Genomic DNA, 20671 nt, shown 5'->3' on the forward strand with positions numbered 1-20671 from the left:
TGCGGACAGCTATACTCTGCCAGCTCTGTCAGCGGATAATTATTATTACACTGGATCCGGAAAGACTGGTGATATGAAATCAGCAGGTGATGAAATAACAGCTTCAACTACGCTTTACGTGTATAAAGAAACAGGAACAACCCCTAACTGCTGGGCTGAAAATAGTTTCGACATTACCATTAATTATACTCCAACTCCAGATGACCCAGCAGACGTTACCGAATGCGACAGCTATACTCTGCCAGCTCTGTCAGCGGATAATTATTATTACACTGGATCGGGCAAAACTGGTGATATGAAATCAGCAGGTGATGCAATAACTGCTTCAACTAAGCTTTATGTGTATAAGGAAACCGGAACAACTCCTAACTGCTGGGCTGAAAATAGTTTCGATATTACCATTAATTATACTCCAACTCCAGATGACCCAGCAGACGTTACCGAATGCGACAGCTATACTCTGCCAGCTCTGTCAGCGGATAATTATTATTACAATGGATCCGGAAAGACTGGTGATATGAAATCAGCAGGTGATGAAATAACAGCTTCAACTACGCTTTACGTGTATAAAGAAACAGGAACAACTCCTAACTGCTGGGCTGAAAATAGTTTCGACATTACCATAAGCTCTACCCCAGCAGCGCCATCTGTTACTTACAATGCACCTGCTTGTGATCAAACAACATTTAGTGTTACCATTACAGGAGTGGTCGACGGTGCAACATATACAATAACCGATCGGTGTGGAAACTCGATTGTCGGTGTGTCAGATGCAGGAGAAGTTACAGCTGTTGGTACGAGCGACATCACCTTCAGCAATATACCTGCAGGTTCAGGCTACCAGGTAACAGTTCAGATCGGAATTTGTACTTCTACCGCTCAATCTTGTGGGTCATCGGAAGCGCCGTGTCCGGATTATGTAGCAATTCAAACGTTAGGTGTTGAAAATTACCAAGCAGATCCAGTATCAATTCAAAAGTCTGCAACCATAGAAACGACAAGCTCTGAACTCTCAATTAAAGCTTATCCGAATCCTTTCAGTAGCCAGGTGAAATTTGAAGTAACCGTTCCTGAAGCTGGAAACGGAAGCCTGGAACTGGTCAATATGATGGGACAAAAAATAAAGACAATATACCAGGGTTACATGAATGCCGGCGTCAGCAGCTACGAAGTAAGCCTGCCGGAACAGAAATCGGCTACCCTGATCTATCTCTTCCGGGTAGAAGGCAAGCAGCTTTCCGGAAAATTAGTACAGGTGAACAAGTAGTTGTTGATCGATTGACAGAAAAGGGTGTCCGCTGGCATCCTTTTCTTTTTAGATTAATCGCGATCCGGATTTTCGGATGTCGTGAATCTGTATCCATCAAAAAAAGAGATCCCCGCCTCAATCCCTGCCGTATTTTGTCACCAGTTTACTGATGCCGCAACTACTGAGACTTCAGCCGGAAAGCCAGCCACATTCAAACCAACAACCAAAAAACCGGCAAGCAGCTCTTAAGTTGCCGGATACATCAGCTAATTCCGTTCGGGATCTCAGGCATGCTTCCCGATGCGTTGCTTTTCCCGGCTGCGATTCTGCTCAGTCGTTCCCGAGTCATGACCCGAATGATTCGGTTACTGATTTTTTGCTCCCGAGTCATGACTCCAGCTCTTCAGCTTCTGATTTTTTAAGCTCGGGTCATGACTCCAACTTTCCAGCTTCTGATTTTTTGAGCTCGGGTCATGACTCCAATTCTCCAGCTATTGATTTTTTATTCTCGAGTCATGACTCCTGTTCTCCGGGTCAAGACTCCAAGCTTCGAATAGTTGATTTTTTGGATAAGAGTCACGACTCTTTGCCCGAAAACGTGTAGCCGGACGTCCGGAAGCTGCTTCATAAAGCCGGGCAAGCGCAACGGCAATTCCAAACAATCAATCTCCCGGTGCAAAATACCAAGCAATGGGCTATTTATCCTATTTCTTTTTGTTTCACAATGCTTTAACTTTATGAGCAGCTATTACCAAAAGCAATTTTAAGTCTACCGAACCAAAAAACAAGAACCGATGCCCGACCGATCACGTATTCCCCGATCATTTGAAGCCTTCAGCGCTTATATTGCCCAAACCGATGACTACCTGCTGCAAGGTGAGCCCCAAACCAATGCTTCGCGACTGGGCCTGCTGCAGCATGAAGTTGACGAGTGGCACGCGGTCCGAAAGAAATGGGACACGTTATACCCCTTGTATGAGAACAAACATGTCAGCCGCACCATACTCGTTACGGCGCAACTGCACGAGCTCATCGGGCGGATGAAACGTTACAACAGTGCACATAACCTGCTCAACCGCATTGCCGCATCGCCCGAGAGCACGGTAACCGATCTGTCGGTTTTCAACATCAAGAGCGGACCGCTGGCTAAACAAAGCAAAAGCCGGCCTATACAACCGATTGACGCTTTGGTGTTACCCAATTTCAAACTGATTGGCGGCGGCGAGCTGATTGTAAAATGCCATAATGACAAGACCATGCAAATCGCGATTATTAAGGATGCCGAGTTTGTCGAATACCTGTTTTGTGCAGATAACGAACCTCCCCCATCGCTGACGGATAAACGCCTGGACCGTGGTTTTTCGCCCCGGGCGATGTTTATCATCGCACTCGGAGCTGAAAACAGCGGCTTGTATGCCAATTTTTATTTCCGGTGGATCAACAGCAAATATCCCGAACTCGCCGGCCCCTGGAGCCAATTGTACCGAACATTAATTTTATAACAGGTCCGGGTACCGTTTCGTGGCCCGACTGATGAATCGTTGTCTGCCGGGAAGAATGAATGCACGATCGGCTGCCAGACCGGCTTCATCCCGACCGAACAGGTCAGCGGTGGGTATCGCTACCGGATGATACCGGGAAGCGACGTATTTACCGGAAAGTTGACTGACAAGCAACACAGCAAATTTAACTTCCTTTGTTGTTCCCTCTTTGCCCGCGCTCACATCCACCTCCCTTTTTTGATTAACAAAAAAAATTGTAGTTTTAAGGACTACTAACTACTTAAAACGACAAATGAAACGCTACTCACTCAAACTACTGGCGGTAGTTTCGTGCTTGTTCTGTGCATGGAACTCAAATGCCACTGTCTATTATGTTGCTCCAAACGGAGACAATGCCAACAACGGAACCATCGAATCCCCCTTTGCGACAGTCGAACCGGTACAAAGCATAGTCCAGGCCGGCGATACGGTTTATTTCAGAGGTGGAACTTACCAGGTTCAGACGAGCCAAATGATGCGCGAATACAGTGTGTTTGCCCAAATGAATTACCTCAGGGTCAGCGGCGAGCCCGACAAGTACATTAACTATTGGGCGTATCCCGGCGAACAACCGGTATTCGATTTCTCGCTTGTTAAACCCACCGACTTGCGGGTTGTTGGTTTCTATATTGAGAAGAATACCCGGTATCTCCACTTTAAAGGTCTGGAAGTGACCGGCGTGCAGGTTACCATCACCGCACATACCGAGTCGTACTGTATTTACAGCTATGGCGACAATAATATTTTTGAAGGATTGCGTTTGCATGACAACCAGGGAACAGGTTTGCGTCATCGCCGTGGCGGCGGCAACCTCTTTTTAAATTGCGACGCGTACCGCAACCACGATTACACCTCGGAAGATGGCACCGGTGGCAATACCGACGGATTTGGCTGCCACCCCGAGGCCGGAGGAACAGGAAACATATTTCGTGGCTGCCGATCGTGGTTCAACAGCGACGATGGTTACGACCTGCTTGGCGCTGCCGAACCGGTGATCTTCGAACATTGCTATGCTTTTTACAATGGCTACGATTCGTCGTTTAACAGCCTGGCCGATGGCAACGGATTCAAAGCCGGTGGTTACGGGTCAACAGCTTTTACCAGTCTGCCCGCCGTAATTCCACCACACACCATTCGCTTTTGTGTGGCTGTAGGCAACAAACAAGCCGGTTTTTACACCAACCACCACTTAACCGGCGACTCCATTTATAACAACACCGCTTACAATAACCGCTACAACTATAAAATGCTCATGCGCAAAGGAGTAAGCGAAGCCGATTATTTGACCGACGTTGATGGCTACGGAATTTTTATGCGCAACAACCTGGGCTATAAAGCCAAAACACAAGAACTGGTTAATATTGACAAAGCGGCTTGTGATTTAAGCAATAACTATTGGGATGGTTCGGTTACGGTGACCGCCGACGATTTTAAATCGCTCGACGAATCGTTGCTAACAGTTGCCCGCAATGCTGATTACACCCTACCTGAAACGAACTTCCTGCAACTAACGGCAGGCAGCGACCTGATCGATGCCGGAACACCATTCGGAGACTATAGCTATCACGCAACAGCTCCCGATTTAGGGGCCTTTGAATCAGCCTATGTGGGTGTAACGACCGGTGTGGGCGATTTACCTGATATGCAAAAAGTCAACATATTTCCCAACCCGGCAACGAACAGGATCTACACGACCACCGGGGTTGAACGGATGGAACTGTTCGACTTAAGCGGGAAACTAATTTCAGCCACAAACTATAGCTCGCTTGATATTTCGCACTTCAACCGGGGAATGTACCTGGTCCACCTGGTTCTTGAGGATGGAACATCAGTTGTTTCAAAATGCATTAAACAATAACTCAGTCCCGAAGCAGAAAGCTTTGCGGAGCTTCCTGCTTTGGGACTGAAAGTCTAATCTTTGACGAGAAATTACGGGATCTGAACGTGATGCAAGAAACTTCGCGAGATACAGTTAATGGGGCGTTGCCCCAAACCCCACCTTCTTTTTGTCTTCCTGCCCGTTCGGTCAGACGGGGACACAAAAAAGGAGGCAAAAAAAGTCAAGGCTGATTTTTATCTTCAACCTCTATCTTTCTGAGAGTTAAGTTCGGCGGGTGATCTCCTCCCCCGATAACTATCGGGGTGTCGGAACTTCCCGTCTGCACTAATCTTTCAGTTTGATCCAGGTCTTGATAAAAATAGGCCGACCGGCTCCCGACATCTCCTCTCTAATGGAAAGTCCTCTCAGGTCGTTCACTTTCATCCCTGTTGGTGATTCCCGGAATCCTTTATTTTGCAGGAATTTCACCAAAAGAAGGAATCATTCCGTACCAGCTGACCATCTCTCCGGATATAGTTGGGCTCGGCTTCCGATATGCGCTTCGGAACCGCCTGATCAACTGCTTTTCGGTATGCTGCCGGAAGCGAAGCGTATGGCTTCCCGATATTTGCAAGCGCAAATTCGTTTCGCATTTCGCGGTAGGCTTTCTCCAGTTCATCATTAACCGCGATATAAAATCCATAGTCGACGGTTCGCCTACACTGGATTGATACAACCCCTTTCGAAACGCAGACTTCTCCCAGCAAATCAACTTCCCGAATGGCATGTTCGGCGTTACACCAATCATTGTCGGGATTGGCAACAAATGTTTTTACCAAATCCCTGATCGCTTCCAAGCCAACCGGTTCCCCCTCAACCAAGATCGAATCAGATGAAATAACATTAATTTCCAGCACATTCCTCCCCGTCCAGGAAAAGCCGGGAGTCGCCAAACACATACAAATTGCAAGGATAACGGTGGTGATGAGTTGCTGTTTCATGGTGTTCATCGGTTTAAGTTTCCCGAATCGATGAAACAAATATCGTTCCTTAACATGCCGCCAAGCCAAGCTCATTCCATTCTAAAGCCCATTGGATAACTACGACTAACAAGCTAAAAAAAGTCTGGACGGATGACGAATCGGGTCAACATTTTGATCTACGCATGGAGGGTGAAGCGAAATGGTTGATTATAGCACAAAAAAAAAGAGCAGATCGCTATCTACCCTTTTCAAACCTAACTAAACCAATAAAACTAATCAAACCTAAACTTATGAAATAAAATATATGACAAAGTTAGGCCAGAAAAGCTGTCCCGGCGTTAAGTAAAGATTAAAGAAACATTAACGAAAATGGTTCGTGCGGAAAATGAAAAGAGTCCCGAGCCTTTTCAAATAAGCATGCCTTGGATATCCCGCCTTCGTTGCCATTCTCACCAAACAAAGAACAAGACAAGCCCGGGGCGGAATTAAGTCTCCGATTTTCATAATCTATTTCAACCTTAAAGGACAAATGATCGATAACTGCAACGACTAATTGAATCGTCTGAAGCTATATTTTGATAAGCCAAATGCCCGCATCAGCATCTAAGCAGGGCTAAATCCCCTATTCCTATTGACTTGCAGCTTACTGCGCCATAAATTTGATTCTCAGAAAAACTGGTGATTAAGGGAATGCTTTCAAGTGCGTATTCAATCCATGCGATAACGATTTGAGTACAGGAGGATACTTATGTTCGCTCTGAAAATTTGATGATTGAAAGCTTAGGCATGCATGTTAGATTAACTATTAATAATAAATCCCAATTCTAAAAGTATGAGAAAATTTTTTACCCTTTTCACCCTAACCCTCGCTATTGGTGCCGGACTGTTTTATTCCTGTCAGAAAGAAGAAATCGGTGACGAAGCAATAAGTGCTTCACTGAAAAAAGCGCAGGTTAACACAGATGCAGTCACAGCAAACTTTGTTTACGATGATCACGCTTGTCTGGGAGTTCCTCACGAGTTTGTAATTGAAGCAGCCGAAGATGAAAATATGCAAATTCAAGCCGAATTTACCGACGGTGAATGGACTCAAATCGCCCAGATTTCCAAATCAGACGAAGCATCCACGACCTTTGTCTACACCTTCTCTGCTGAGCTTATTGAGAAAGAAAACCCCATTCAGCTGCGTTACAAATCCGGTAACGGAGGCTTCACCAAAGGCTATTACATTACCATCGACGATTGTGGGTGTGAAGAAAGCTTTGCCTACGAAACCGAAGACAACCTCAGCGTTGTTTTCGCTTATACCAGCGATGTCGACCTGGAAAACGCCGAAGTGAAGATCACTTGTCCTCACATCTTCCCAACCGATGGCTTTATCGCTGAAGATGGAAAAGTATATGAGGTAAACAACACCGGTAACCACACCGTTTTAACCTGGACCGGCGACATCGCCGCTTGTCAGGAAATCACTTTCGACCTGACTTTCATCCCCGATTGCAGCAAGAAAAACAATGGTAATGGAGCTGTTACAATCTGGACTGATTTCAAAGTAAACGAAGCATCGAAAAAAACAATTACTCCTCCGGATAATGCCGAATGCGAGACCGTTTTAGTTGATGAAACTGAAACTACAGTTTGCTCGTGGCCGATTATTAAATATTACGGATGCGAATAAGCAATCCAACCATACAAAGCAAAAGGCTGCCCTCCCCGGCAGCCTTTCTTTTTATTTAAACCAATTACAAACAACTGACTGCCAAACATAAACCACAGCCGGACGCGTCATTTTTTCGTAAATGATATATTTAAAAACCATCGATTTATGAAAAAACGGTTACTTAACTTATTACCCATATTCTTGGCGGTTATTTTAATCGCAGCTGTAGCGACCACCCTCAACGACTTCTTTATGCCGGGCTCACAACCGGGCGATTCCGGCAATATTGAACACCCAGATAAATGCGACAACTGCCATGGCGGATATGACCAAGCTGTAGAACCGGCCTTCAACTGGCGCGGCAGCATGATGGCTCAAGCCATGCGCGATCCTTTATTTTTAGCCTGCCTTGCAGTAGCCAACCAGGATGCACCGCAGTCCGGTGATTTATGCATCCGTTGTCACGCACCCGACGGCTGGTTAAACGGACGCTCCACGCCGACTGACGGCTCGGCACTAAATAGTAATGACCGCGAAGGCGTACAGTGCGACTTCTGCCACAAACTGGTGAAGCCTTCTGCAATTGGCATTAATCCGTTCCCGAATGACGCTGCTTACACCTCCGGAACTTATCAATCCGATCAGGATTACCTGGGTACGATTACCATGATTCCACCACAATCCGGAAATGGCATGTACATTGCCCACTCGTCGAATGCCAAACGCGGGCCTTTTGCTGATGCTGCCGCCAAACATCAAGTCTATTATTCACCCTTTCACAGCCAATCCGATTTGTGCGGAACCTGCCACGATGTGAGCAGCCCGGTAATCGACAAGGATGGGGAGTTTTCATTGGGTGGAATCAACAAGGGAGTCGACGCTTTTATAACAACCAATATGCTGCCGATCGAACGGACTTTCAGTGAATGGAAAATGAGTGCCTTTGCCCAGGGCGCCATTTCAGGAACGCCATTCGGCGGAAACAAAACAAGCGTTTCAACTTGTCAGGATTGCCATATGCACGATGTGTCGGGCTATGGTGCCAACAAGAGGGGTATTCCCTTTCGCAGTGATCTTCCGCTACATGATATGACCGGTGGAAACACCTTCGTCCCTGACCTGGTCGCCCAACTGTTTCCCGGCGAAGTCAACCTGGCTGCATTAGAAGCCGGAAAACAACGCGCTTTGTTTATGCTGCAAAATGCAGCAACCATGGAACTGTCTGTTGTAAATAATGTTGCAACCGTAACCGTCATAAATAACACCGGTCACAAACTGCCATCCGGCTATCCGGAAGGACGGCGGATTTGGATTAACCTGCAGGCTTACGATACAAACGGAGACCTGACATACGAATCGGGCGCTTACGATCCCGGAACCGCCGAACTAAGCACAGAAGGAACCAAGATCTATGAAATAAGATTGGGAATGACTGACGACGTGGAAGCCGCTGCGGGTGTTTCCGGCGATCCGGAAACCGGGGAATCGTTCCACTTTGTGCTCAACAACAAAGTGGTCAAGGACAACCGCATTCCTCCGCTGGGATTTACCAATGCGAACTTCAATGCCATCCAGTCACCGGTTGTAGCTTACGCTTACGCCGACGGCCAAAACTACGACGAATCGCAATACACGCTGCCTGCCGGAATCACTTATGTGAAAGCTCAGCTTTTGTACCAAACCGTTTCCAAAGAATACGTTGAGTTCCTGAGGGATGAAAATACCACCAATGATGCCGGGAATATCCTTTACAGCCTTTGGTCTGCCAACGGCAAATCGGCTCCTGTGGTTATGAGTCAGACTGAATGGGGGACTCCTCCAACACCACCAACGATGCCGTTATATGCTGACATTTTAAGCCTCACCCGTGGTACAGCAAAAGGAAGTAAAGAATATGTTACCGCAGTGGTACATATTACCGATGGCAACGGAGCTCCTGTTTCGGCAGCCTTGGTTAGCGGTAACTTCTCCGGACCTACCTCGGATGCCGTAAGCGGCACAACCGACAGCAATGGCTTGGTTGAGCTTACATCCCGCTCAACCAGAAACCCGGTTGGCGAATGGTGTCTTGCGATTACCGATGTCAGCAAAACAGGCTATGAGTTGGCATCAACTGTCAGTGCCTGCGAAAGCACCCTGAAAAGTGCGAGCCTGAAGTCTGCGCCTGTCAATGGGCTGAATATTTACCCCAACCCGTTCGCCGACAAAGTCTATTTCGGGATTACCAGACAAACTGACGACCATGTTCGAATTGAACTATACGATCTGACCGGAAAACTTGTCACGATCGTAGCCGACCAGGATATCAAGGCGAATCAGCCATATCTAGTCGAATTCAATGCGAACCAGCTACAGGATAATCTTCTTATTTATCGTCTGCTCTTCAACGACGAAACTATAAGCGGGAAGCTCGTCAAACAATAAATTCACGCGACAAATAGCTTAAAGCCACCAGCTCATGCCGGTGGCTTTTGTTTTTATCGGCTAAGTCAAACCTCTAAACAGGGCCAGGTATTTATTGTCTTTTTGAAACAGGCAGCAAGCTTCGTTTCAGGTTCCACGAACAGACAGCCATGCAACCAAAAAAATAACGGCACATGAACCAATTCATAAACTTCAAAAAATATTATACGTACCACCTAGTTACATAAGTCGCTAAACAAAATCAGGATGAAAAGAGCAGTTATAACTGGAATCGGAGCGATAACGCCGATCGGGAATAGTGTCTCGGAATTTTGGGACAACCTCGTGAACGGGAAAAGCGGTGCGGCCTTCATCACCAAGTTCAATCCCGAAAATTACAACACAAAATTTGCGTGCGAAGTCAAAAATTTCAATCCATTGGCCGTTGCAACCCGACAAGAAGCCAAAAAGATGGATCTTTTTACCTTGTATGCGCTGGCTGCTGCCAAAGAATGCATCCAGGACTCCGGGATTGACCTGGAGCAATGCGACCGCAACAAGGTTGGCGTCATCATTGCTTCGGGGATCGGAGGAATGAAAAGCTTCGAAGACGAGATCCTGAATTTTGCAGAGATCCGGGACAAACCCCGTTTTAGCCCCTTCTTTGTAACGCGAATGATCACCAATATGGCTTCCGGGCAAATCTCCATCAAGTATGGGTTGCGGGGACCGAGCTACTCGTTGACCTCCGCCTGCTCGTCGGCAAACAACGCCATCGCCAACGCGTTAGACCTGATCCGTCTCGGAAGGGCAACCATCATTTTGGCCGGTGGTGCCGAAGCAACCATTACCGAAGCCTCGATCGGAGGTTTTAATGCCATCAAGGCGCTGTCAACCAGAAACGAGTCACCGGAGACGGCATCGCGCCCCTTTGATCAATCGCGCGACGGCTTTGTTTCAGGCGAAGGTAGCGGGGTGTTAATGGTTGAAGAACTTGAACATGCGCTGAAACGCGGCGCAAAAATCTATTGCGAACTGGCTGGCTATGGTACGGCCTCCGATGCCTACCATGTCGTGGCCACACATCCGGACGGTCTGGGCGCAAAAATATCGATGGAAGAAGCATTGACCGATGCCGGTCTAACTCCCTCTGATGTTGACTACATCAATGCGCATGCAACATCGACGCCACTCGGCGACATCAGCGAAACAAAAGCTATCAGCGAGGTATTCAACCAGGCTTTGGACAAGATTCAGATTAGTGCAACAAAATCAATGACCGGTCATTTGCTGGGTGCGGCAGGAGCGATTGAAGCCATCGCCTGCATTAAAGCCATTGAAAACAATATCATCCCTCCAACCATCAACCTGAATGAAGTTGACGAAGCCATTGATCCCCGACTAAAACTCACGCCCAACAAAGCGGTACAAAAGGAAGTGCGGGTAGCGCTGAACAATACCTTTGGCTTTGGCGGTCATTGTTTAACCAGCATTTTCAAAGAATTTGAAAGGTAGAACATTCGATCTAAGCTCTTCGCCATGATTAAACGACCAGTAAATAGATGGCCTTTTGCACTCAAATGGAGTTTATCCGTTTTACTATCCGTTTACTGCTTCCTAAACACGATTCAATCACAGGCTCAAATATTAACTGACGACCATAACCTTGCTGTAGACTTAATTTACGAGGCAAAAACGTTGATTGAAAATAGTAATTATAAGCCTGCTATTGAAAACCTGAAGCAATCAGTCGCGCTGGATTCCATTATCCGCGAAGAGTACACACTCCTGACCCAAGCCTGTTTTTATCAAAACGACATGGCAACTGCCAAAGAATACCTCCGAAAAGCCAAGCTTATTTTCCTTGAAGATGATGAACTATGCTATTACCTGGGAAAAGTTTATGAGAAGGAAATGAACCTACAGCTGGCGATTAATGAATATGGCGAAGCCATTAAATGGAGCAGTGTCAACGGAACTGATTATCCGATTGTTTTCGACTATTATGCCAGCCGTGGAACCTGCTATTTACTCCTCGGCGAATACCAGAAAGCATTAACTGACCTTGACCAGGCCTTTGCTTTTAACAACAGCAAAGCAGACATCCTGATTAAACGGGGGATCGCTCTATATCATCTCAACCAAAAGGAAGAAGCTTGTCGCAATTGGGAAAAGGCTTATGAAATGGGGCTACAGCAGGCCTTGGTATACCTCGATCAAAACTGTAAGTAAGCGATAACGGGAAGAACCATCTCCCATGTGCCGCGCGTCAGCCAGGCAACAGCAGGAATTCAGATTTAAACAGATTCTAAAGCACAAGATTGCCATATCGTCCTGTACGCAAAAGCCCGAAGCTTACAGGCCTATTCCAAACATATTCTTGATGCCGCTCAAAATCATGTTAATGCCAATCGCGCCGATAAAGAATCCGTTTAAGCGCATCAACACTTCCATATTCTTATCATAGGCAGTCTTCAACCGCCTGCCTTCCAGCGAATCTCTGAATATTTTCAATAAATAGACCGCTACAAAATTGATTAAAAAGGCCAGTAACAGAATGAAAATCCCTGTCAATTTCGGCTGCCGGTAAGAGGTCAGAATACTCAATGAAATTGTTCCGGCTCCAACCATAAAAGGTAAGGCAATCTCTGAAGCCAGATCGTCGAGATTCTCTTTCATCATGATCAGGGCTTTCTGTCCTTTGACAATGTAGAAATAGGCAAACGAGAAAATGATGATGCCCCCGAAAATACGAAACGATTCAAAATCGATCATAAACACCCGCTTAAACAGAAACTCACCCGAGAAAAAGAACAAATAACAAATGGCTAGCGAGATCAAGCTGGCTTTTAGCACAACAGTTATGAATTGTTTATGATCCAACTCTTTGCGGATCGGTTCAAGATATAAAAACAGTGCAAAAGGATTCAGCATAACGAGCAACTCAACCAGAGATAATAACATAGCGACTTAATCTGTTTAGTTTAATAACGAGCGGCAAGTTATCAAAAACTAATTGGTTGATAACAGTCTATTTGACATGTTTTTTGAAAATTGAGGATAAGTTCTGCACCCCACCTATTGCGGTGCTGCCAGTCTCAACTACCACTTAAAACCATGGCGGGAACTCTACGCTCTCCCTCAAAAAATTGCCCAACAACTGATCCGCCAACCCGTCAAACCAATATTTCGTGCGTTGCGTAAATTATGCCGTCTTCTGCTGCCGACCGAGACTCACGCTGTTTAAAAGCGTGATTATTATGAGCATAATATATCGTCCAAGGGGCTATCCGCATTCAATTTTTCAGTAACTTACAGATAAAAACAATATGAAATACGCCGCCATCTATGGGCTAATACTTCTTTTAGCCACATGTAGCACAACAAATAACGATACCATTTACTGGATTAACAGCTATCGGGTTGATTGCGTTGGCGTTGGGCCCATGAAATGCCTGTTAATACAAAAAGGTGAAAAAATAACCGAAGGTGAATGGCAAAACTTCTATGCAAAAATTGAAGGCTTTGAATACGAGCCCGGTTTTATTTACAAGCTGAACGTAAAAGAAGAACAGTTGGAAAACGTTCCGGCCGATGGATCGTCCATCAAATACACGCTGGTTAAAATTCTGGAGAAAAAAGAAGACTTAAAATTCCTGCTAAACGGTCGTTGGGATGCTGTAAAAATAGCGGATACAGTCATTAAGATACCCCGGATACGGGGAGCCGGAGTCGTTCCGCAAATACAATTTGATCTGGATGTCATGCAAATAGCAGGGACCGATGGCTGTAATAACTTTACCGGCAGCATTCAGCAAATTGGAGATACGAGCATTGAATGGGGACCTTTGGCTTCAACCCGAAAAATGTGCGTCGACATGACGATCGCCGATGCTTTCGCAGAGGCCTTAAACAAAGTAAAGCAATATACCCTTGATGCGAACAAGTTAATACTGAGTGACGCCGACGGGAATGAGCTCCTGGAATTGGTGAAAGCTACCGAAGCCAAAGTGTTGCTGAATGATATCTGGGTGGCCGAATGGGTGGATGGTGAATCTGTTTCCGATCAAAACACCGCTCCCCGACTGGAAATAAACAGTTCGACAATGAAAGCTATCGGGAATGATGGTTGTAACAACTTCAATGGAAAAATTACCCTATTAACCAACACAGAACTAACATTTGGTCCGATCGCGGGAACCAGAAAGATGTGCCCGGAGATGAGCATCCCCGACAAATTTAACGGGGCTCTTTCATTGACCCGAAGCTATAAAATCAGTAACTTGAAGCTCACACTGCTTAATGAACAGGACAAAGCATTGATGATATTAAAAAAAGTCGATTGAAAATAGCATAAAGCGAAACCATAGGCATTCGGCCATTCTTTGCATCATTCACCTCAAAATAGATTAAACAATGAAGAATATTTTGCTAATCGTTTGTTTGCTTGCCGGACTTGGTATGCAATCACAAGCACAATCAGATAAAGATGGCTGGGTGCTACTGACTGAAAAATTGGTTGCTTATAAAGCGGAAACCGACCATGTAAACATGTTGGGCAAGAAACAGAACTTGTCTAAGATCAAATTGAAATGTGTACAGGGAACTGTAAAACTGAAACAAATTCGTGTTGAAATGTCAGACGGAACCAAAAAGGAATACAGCCCCAAAGGAACCGGTGTGTTCAGTAAAGGTATGTCATCGTTTGCCTTCGAACTGCCCGGCAACGATACTAAATTGAAAGAGCTGGCAGTCGAATACGATTCAGTTGGAAACATTGCACTCACCAAACGAGCTAAAGTTGAAATTTGGGGTAAAGAGCGCAAAGGAAAAGAGGATTAACGTATTCTTAATAGCTGTTGGTTCCAGTCAGGCCCGCCGGGTATTTAGATGGGTTTGACTGGAAGAAAAAGGCTCCGACGTCCAAAACAAGCTGGCCACTCCAACTTTCAGAAACAACGGCCAACATTGGGAATTCGACGGTCGTTTCCAGTTGTTGGCCGCACACATTTATCAGACAAACCGGTAGAACTTAGCGCCATTTTTGTAGGCTTTCTCTCCATTTTGGTTTCTGCAAAAAAATTTCCGCACAACCGAGCAACAATTAGCTTCCCCCTATTTCCGGTCAGAAGCATCCCGTAAACTTATGACAAATAAAAACACGACCGGCATTGGTTCTCATTTCTACATCCAATAAGCGACTCATTCGTGTCAGCTTTAGCCAATTGCCAAATACTGAACGACAGATCTAACAACTGTTAGTTACCACCTTCTTAAAGCCCTAAAACATGAATGGATATCTATGGCTGACCTTCACTCCGCCTATCCAATTGAAATTATCCACAAATGATCTAAGATCTAAGAAGCGGCCAATTCTGAACACATGCTACCAATACACTTTTCCCATCAACCGAACATTTTGTTAACTCTAAAAAAACGAACTTAAAAACAACTGAACTTACGCCGGTTCAAAAATCCGCAATAGTCCGGCAGCCAAGGAAAAGCGTATATTCTGTGGCCCATATTTTGTATTACCTTTGGGTCCTTGATAAAAACACCAAAAATTTGCCATTAACCTCCCAACATATTGACTCTAAAACGGTCCAGGCTTTACAAAAAGGAGATGTTCGTGCTTTCGATGAGCTTTTCCGTAAATATTCGGAAAGGCTGTACTTGTTCTCAAAAAAGTACCTGAAGTCGGACGAAGAAGCCCACGAGGTCGTGCAGGAAGTCTTTTTGTATGTCTGGGAAAAGCGCAACGAACTGAAGCCGGATAGCTCGTTTAATGCCTACGTGTTCACAATTGCTTTCAATCTGGTCAAAAAACACTTCAACCGGAAGGCCCGGGAGAATAAGTTTATGGACGAGCAACTCTACCTGTTCCTGGATGCCAGTGAAAACCTTGATCGGGAGATTGACTACAAGTTTCTACTCGAAAAAGTAGAACGCATTATCGATAGTCTGCCGGAACGACGGAAAGCTGTCTTCATGAAACGGAAATACGAAGGCCTTCCCATTAAGCAAATCGCAGCCGAATTATCCATCTCTCCCAATACTGTCGAAAACCAATTATCGGCAGCACAGAAACACATTCAATCTGAACTGGAAAAAGAAAAACTCGGCGGATTCCTCTTTTTCAGCCTTTTTTTAGCCATTTAAAACCATCTGATTATCTATCATTTGTAAAGATATGTCAAAAATTTCTAATTTTTTTCGCATTTCGGATAGTGGAAAAACCTCCCTGGTGGACATTACATACAGAACATGAACCTAAACAAGAACATACTGGACCGTTTTAGAAAGGGAAAATTCTCTTTCAGGGATTACCGCTCGGTATCGTCGTACTTCGAAAAAGATCAATACGACGAAAAGATGCGCGACACCCTTTACGACGATTGGAATAAAACCCGCCCTCAAGGCAATTCGGGTTTTAAAGCCAGCCAGGTATTGGAAAAACTGCACCGCCAAATTCGTGTTGGTCGTCAACGCAGCACAGCTGAACAATTTATCCATGTTTTCTCGCGGATTGCGGCCGTATTAATCCTACCGGCAATTCTTACCATTGGTATTCTCGCCTCTAACAAAACAAGCGAACAGAATCAAAACTGGGCTAAAATTGTTTCGCCCGTTGGTTCGCGCACACAGTTTCAGTTGCCCGACGGATCGAGTGGCTGGCTGAACTCCGGTTCTTCCATTAAGTACCCGATTGCTTTTAACGGCAACCGCCGCGTAGAAGTATCAGGTGAAGTTTGGTTTAGCGTTGTACACAAGAAAAAGGGCGATTTTAAAGTGTCGACACGAGATTTTGAAGTGAGCGTTTTGGGTACCGAGTTCAACGTTATCTCTTATCCGGACGAAGAATCGTCTTCGGTTATTCTGGAAAGGGGGAAAGTTGCCGTCAGAGGTTTAAACAGGAACTTCAAGGCTGAAATTGAGCCCAACGAGCAAATCACATATAACAAGCAAAATAATGAAGTAGTTAAAGCTACTGTTGACGCCGAAGCACTGACCAGTTGGAGAAACGGTCTGCTGGTGTTCAAAAACCAGCCGATGTCGGAAATTGCCAAGGTGCTGGAGCGAAAGTTTAATGTAGATATCGTGCTGAATGGTGATGAGTTGGAAAACTACATTTTCCGGGCAACTTTTCGCGACGAGAAAATTGAAGAGATATTAACGCTCATGGCTTCGGTTGCTCCCATTCGCTACAAAATATATGACCGGCAAAAACTAGCCAACGATGAATTTCAAAAAGAAAAAATTGAAATGTGGCTAAATTAATCAGAAAGGATTTTCAATAAAGAATAAAAATATAACGGGAAGGTATTGGTACTACCTACCCGTTACCAGTAGAAATAATGTGATGAGATAAATTATTAATTCCACTAAACCTCAAAGGTATGAAAAGAAATCAAATCGTGTTACTTGCACACCGTGCAGGAATACGAAAATTTTTGCGAATTATGCGATTGACTATTTTAATTTTTATTTTAGGTATCAGTCAAACATTCGCGCTCACTTCCTTCGCACAACAAAAACTCAACCTGCAACTATCGAATGTTACTGTTGAGCGCGCGTTGGATGAGCTCGAAAGTAAGTCTGAATACTTTTTTCTGTACAACAGAAATGCGGTCAATGTTGACCGGGTTATTGACTTAAATGTTCAAGACCAGAGTATTGAAGCCGTGCTGGACCAGATTTTTAAAGGTACTGGCATTTCGTACGAAGTGAAAGAACGTCAAATACTACTAAAATCTGTAGACACAAACGGCTACGGAAGTTCACAACAAGCACTAACTGTTACCGGTGTTATTTCGGGTTCTGATGGGTTACCCATTCCCGGAGCAACAATCGTTGTGAAAGGAACAACGACCGGAACAATCACCGACCTTGATGGTAAATACAGCATCAGCAATGTACCGGGTAACAGCATTTTGCAATTCTCGTTCGTGGGGATGAAATTGCTGGAAGTACCGGTAGCCGGAAAAACAGAAATTAGTGTGACACTGGAAGAAGAAACCATTGGTTTGGAAGAAGTTGTTGCCATTGGTTACGGAGTGGTGAAAAAGAAAGACCTGACCGGTGCAGTAGCATCTGTAAAAGGTGAAGAGCTGGCCAACATGCCTGTTCCGGACGTTTCACAAGCCATGCAAGGACGCCTGATGGGGGTTAATGTGGTTAGCCAGGACGGTCGTCCGGGTGCCGACGTTTCTATCCGCATTCGTGGTGGTGGTTCTATTACCCAATCGAACGATCCATTGTTCGTTGTTGACGGATTCCCTGTTAGCTCGATCTCAGATATCCCTGCCGACCAAATTGAAAGTATCGATGTGTTGAAAGACGCTTCGTCAACTGCTATTTATGGTGCTCGTGGTGCAAACGGTGTCATCCTGGTAACAACCAAAAACGGTAAATCAGGTAAGATCAACGTTCAATACAGCGGTTATGTACAGGTAAAAAGTGCTGCAAACACCTTGTCTACCTTGTCGGCACAGGAGTATATCAAACATAACTGGTCATATACTTCTGCTTACGGAGCGAGTAACGCCGACGGTATCGCCCAATACTTTGGTTTGGGAAGTGCTTACGGAAATCACTACGACGACTATGCCAACGTAAGTGCTCACAACTACACCGACGACGCTTTGCGTACCGCTTTTACCAACAGCCACAACATCACCGTCTCAGGTGGTAGTGAGAAAACAAAAGTTTACGCTTCAATTGGTCACATTTACGACGAAGGTATCAAAATCAATTCCGGATTTAAACGGACCAACGCTGCCTTCAAAATCGATCAGGAACTGAGCGACAACCTGAAGATGAATGTCGATTTTCGCTACTTCGAATCTGAACTGAACAGCAGAGAAAGTACAACAAATGGTAGAGGTTCGCTTTTATCATCAGCATACTGGTATCGCCCAATCGACAATCCTCTTGGAGATGTTGACTACACAGAAGTATCTTCTGCTTTCGGTAATGGTGATGCCAACATCGATGAAAGTCAAAATGTAGTTAACCTGATTAATGATGTTACAGACCTGACAAAATCTCAAAATTTACGTGGTTTTGCCGGTTTAGACTGGGAGATTGCAAAAGGTTTACAAGCACATACTGAAGTGGGTTTGACCAGAACTCATTCAACAAGAAACTACTACGAAGATGGCTTGACAAATGGGTACAAGACAGCAACAATCACCAAAAAAGCCGGTGAAAGTCTGCGTTCAGTAACAACGTTGAACTACGAACTCAACCTGAACGAGAACAACAGATTATCGTTCTTATTAGGTAACGAGATTCTGAAATCCAATTCTGAAACCACTACAGTTTATGGTCGTGGTTATCCGGACAACTTCGATTACGAAACAACATTGGGACTGATTCAGACAGCTAACACGGCAACATCATTCTCAAACGAATTTAGTGTTCCTTCTCATACACTGTCTTTCTTCGGTCGTGTAAACTACAACCTGAAAGAAAAATACCTGTTAACTGCGACATTCCGTGCTGACGGTTCTTCAAAATTTGCACCAAACCAGCGCTGGGGATATTTCCCTGCAGCAGCTGCTGCTTGGCGTGTTTCTGAAGAAGATTTCTTACAAGACGTGAGCTGGTTGGATAACCTGAAACTGCGCCTGTCATACGGTGCTGCCGGTAGTGATAACATCAACCCTGGCCTGTGGAAAGAAACATGGGAAAGTGGCAGCAGCAGTAACATCCACTACCCAATCAACGGTGATATTGGTACTTACTATGCTCCTGAAGGACTATTGGCTAATCCTGACCTGAAATGGGAAACAACAGTTTCCCGTAACCTGGGTATCGACTACGGATTGTTCAACAACCGCATTTTCGGGGTCATTGAAACTTACTACAACACCACCAAAGATTTGTTGATGGCTGTGCCTATCGATAACACAACCGGTTACTCTTACCAATACCAAAACTTCGGTCAAACATCCAATAAAGGGTTTGAAATTTCTGTTGGCGGCGACATCATCCGCTCCAGCGATTTAACCTTGGGGGTGAATGTGATTTACAACTATAACCACAACAAAATCGACAAGCTTTCTGATACTGATGAGTACCAATATGGTTCTCGCTGGGCATCTACGGCAACTCAGCCAGCTTACGACTACGTGTTGGCTGAAGGCAAATCAGTTGGCGTGATCCGCGGTTATGTGAGCGAAGGTTACTATACGGTTGATGACTTCAACTACGACAACGGCGTTTACACCCTGAAAGAAGGTATTGCCGATTTCAGCAAACAATTCACAGGTAACTACCCAAACCCGTTCACCGTTGCTGACGGACAAAACGCCTTCCCCGGTGCAATCAAACTGAAAGATATCACTGAAGATGGTGAGGTTAACACTGACGACTACACGGACTTGGGTGAAGCAATGCCAAAACACACCGGTTCTGTAAACCTGAACCTGAAGTATAAAAACTTCGACCTGAGTACAAACTTCAACTGGGTGTTGGGGGGTAAAATCTACAATGCATCTGCTCTGGTTAGTACCTACGGAAACAAAGACAATACAATTGGTGCAAACCGCTTAAGTTTCGTTGCTGATGCTTATCAGGTTTACGATATTGACGGAAATGGTGACATCTACGCGGTGACTGACCCAACGGAGTTAACTGCGTTAAACAAAAATGCAAAATATGCATTGCCTTACTACGAAAATGGTATCACTTACTCAACGTTTGTAGAAGATGGTTCTTACCTGCGTCTGCAAACTGTAACCTTGGGTTACCAGGTTCCCAAACAAGCTTCGGCTAAATTAGGTATTGAAAGCATTCGCCTGTATTTCACTGCCAACAATGTGTTCACCATCACCGGATACTCAGGTATCGATCCTGAAGTTAACGCCAGCCCAACGGCTAACAGCTCTTACTTCAGCGACCTGAAAATCTTCCCTACAACCAACATGGACTGGGGTACATATCCTCGTGCGAGAACATACACTTTAGGTTTAAATGTAACATTCTAACATGAAGAACATTCGTAAACTTGGA

15 protein-coding genes are annotated in these 20671 nt (G+C 45.1%); 12 read left to right on the forward strand and 3 right to left on the reverse strand.

Annotated elements, in window-relative coordinates; all coding sequences use genetic code 11:
• Both GJV22_RS13520 and GJV22_RS13525 read left to right on the forward strand, forming a co-directional pair.
• The coding region (locus GJV22_RS13520) for a T9SS type A sorting domain-containing protein (RefSeq protein WP_205461869.1) at window positions 1–1267 on the forward strand (1267 nt) is incomplete at its 5' end.
• Between the two features lie 776 nt (window positions 1268–2043).
• Window positions 2044–2751 carry a hypothetical protein gene (locus GJV22_RS13525; protein WP_163714380.1) on the forward strand — a complete coding sequence of 236 codons (708 nt, stop codon included), beginning with the start codon at window positions 2044–2046 and terminating at the stop codon, window positions 2749–2751.
• On the opposite strand, the gene GJV22_RS13530 is transcribed toward GJV22_RS13525, so the two are convergent.
• A complete protein-coding gene (locus tag GJV22_RS13530) occupies window positions 2746–2973 on the reverse strand; it encodes a hypothetical protein (RefSeq protein WP_163714383.1) in 228 nt (75 codons plus the stop codon). The genes GJV22_RS13525 and GJV22_RS13530 overlap by 6 nt on opposite strands.
• Before the next feature lie 70 nt (window positions 2974–3043).
• Here GJV22_RS13530 and GJV22_RS13535 point away from each other — a divergent pair, with 70 nt between their 5' ends.
• A complete protein-coding gene (locus tag GJV22_RS13535) occupies window positions 3044–4648 on the forward strand; it encodes a right-handed parallel beta-helix repeat-containing protein (RefSeq protein WP_163714386.1) in 1605 nt (534 codons plus the stop codon).
• A 446-nt stretch (window positions 4649–5094) separates the two neighbouring features.
• On the opposite strand, the gene GJV22_RS13540 is transcribed toward GJV22_RS13535, so the two are convergent.
• On the reverse strand, window positions 5095–5610 hold the full coding sequence (locus GJV22_RS13540; RefSeq protein ID WP_163714388.1) for a hypothetical protein: 516 nt from the start codon (window positions 5608–5610) through the stop codon (window positions 5095–5097).
• 814 nt (window positions 5611–6424) lie between these two features.
• Here GJV22_RS13540 and GJV22_RS13545 point away from each other — a divergent pair.
• The 4 genes from GJV22_RS13545 (at window position 6425) to GJV22_RS13560 (ending at window position 11887) form a co-directional block, all read left to right on the forward strand.
• Entirely contained in the window at window positions 6425–7270 is an 846-nt protein-coding gene (locus GJV22_RS13545; protein ID WP_163714392.1) for a hypothetical protein, read from the forward strand.
• 147 nt (window positions 7271–7417) lie between these two features.
• A complete protein-coding gene (locus GJV22_RS13550; protein WP_163714396.1) occupies window positions 7418–9676 on the forward strand; it encodes a T9SS type A sorting domain-containing protein in 2259 nt (752 codons plus the stop codon).
• 246 nt (window positions 9677–9922) lie between these two features.
• The gene (gene fabF, locus GJV22_RS13555; protein ID WP_238480333.1) at window positions 9923–11170 is read left to right on the forward strand and encodes a beta-ketoacyl-ACP synthase II; all 1248 of its coding nucleotides are present in this window, start codon (window positions 9923–9925) and stop codon (window positions 11168–11170) included.
• Window positions 11171–11194: 24 nt separating this feature from the next.
• Complete coding sequence (locus tag GJV22_RS13560) at window positions 11195–11887, forward strand: tetratricopeptide repeat protein (protein WP_163714399.1); 693 nt, start codon at window positions 11195–11197, stop codon at window positions 11885–11887.
• A gap of 123 nt (window positions 11888–12010) precedes the next feature.
• Here the strand turns inward: GJV22_RS13560 and GJV22_RS13565 are convergent, their stop codons facing one another.
• A complete protein-coding gene (locus tag GJV22_RS13565) occupies window positions 12011–12619 on the reverse strand; it encodes a MarC family protein (RefSeq protein ID WP_163714401.1) in 609 nt (202 codons plus the stop codon).
• Window positions 12620–12984: 365 nt separating this feature from the next.
• Between GJV22_RS13565 and GJV22_RS13570 the strand changes: the two genes are divergently transcribed.
• From GJV22_RS13570 to GJV22_RS13590, 5 genes are all read left to right on the forward strand, one after another.
• The gene (locus GJV22_RS13570; RefSeq protein ID WP_163714404.1) at window positions 12985–14001 is read left to right on the forward strand and encodes an META domain-containing protein; all 1017 of its coding nucleotides are present in this window, start codon (window positions 12985–12987) and stop codon (window positions 13999–14001) included.
• 70 nt (window positions 14002–14071) lie between these two features.
• A complete protein-coding gene (locus GJV22_RS13575; RefSeq protein WP_163714407.1) occupies window positions 14072–14497 on the forward strand; it encodes a DUF2541 domain-containing protein in 426 nt (141 codons plus the stop codon).
• Window positions 14498–15220: 723 nt separating this feature from the next.
• Entirely contained in the window at window positions 15221–15814 is a 594-nt protein-coding gene (locus GJV22_RS13580) for an RNA polymerase sigma factor (RefSeq protein WP_163714410.1), read from the forward strand.
• 105 nt (window positions 15815–15919) lie between these two features.
• Window positions 15920–16933 carry a FecR family protein gene (locus GJV22_RS13585; RefSeq protein ID WP_163714413.1) on the forward strand — a complete coding sequence of 338 codons (1014 nt, stop codon included), beginning with the start codon at window positions 15920–15922 and terminating at the stop codon, window positions 16931–16933.
• Window positions 16934–17052: 119 nt separating this feature from the next.
• Window positions 17053–20646, forward strand: coding sequence for a TonB-dependent receptor (locus GJV22_RS13590; protein ID WP_205461870.1), 3594 nt, complete (start codon window positions 17053–17055; stop codon window positions 20644–20646).
• The last annotated feature ends 25 nt before the right edge of the window (window positions 20647–20671 follow it).

It is taken from the genome of Mangrovibacterium lignilyticum, assembly GCF_010882175.1.
Classification (GTDB): domain Bacteria; phylum Bacteroidota; class Bacteroidia; order Bacteroidales; family Prolixibacteraceae; genus Mangrovibacterium; species Mangrovibacterium lignilyticum.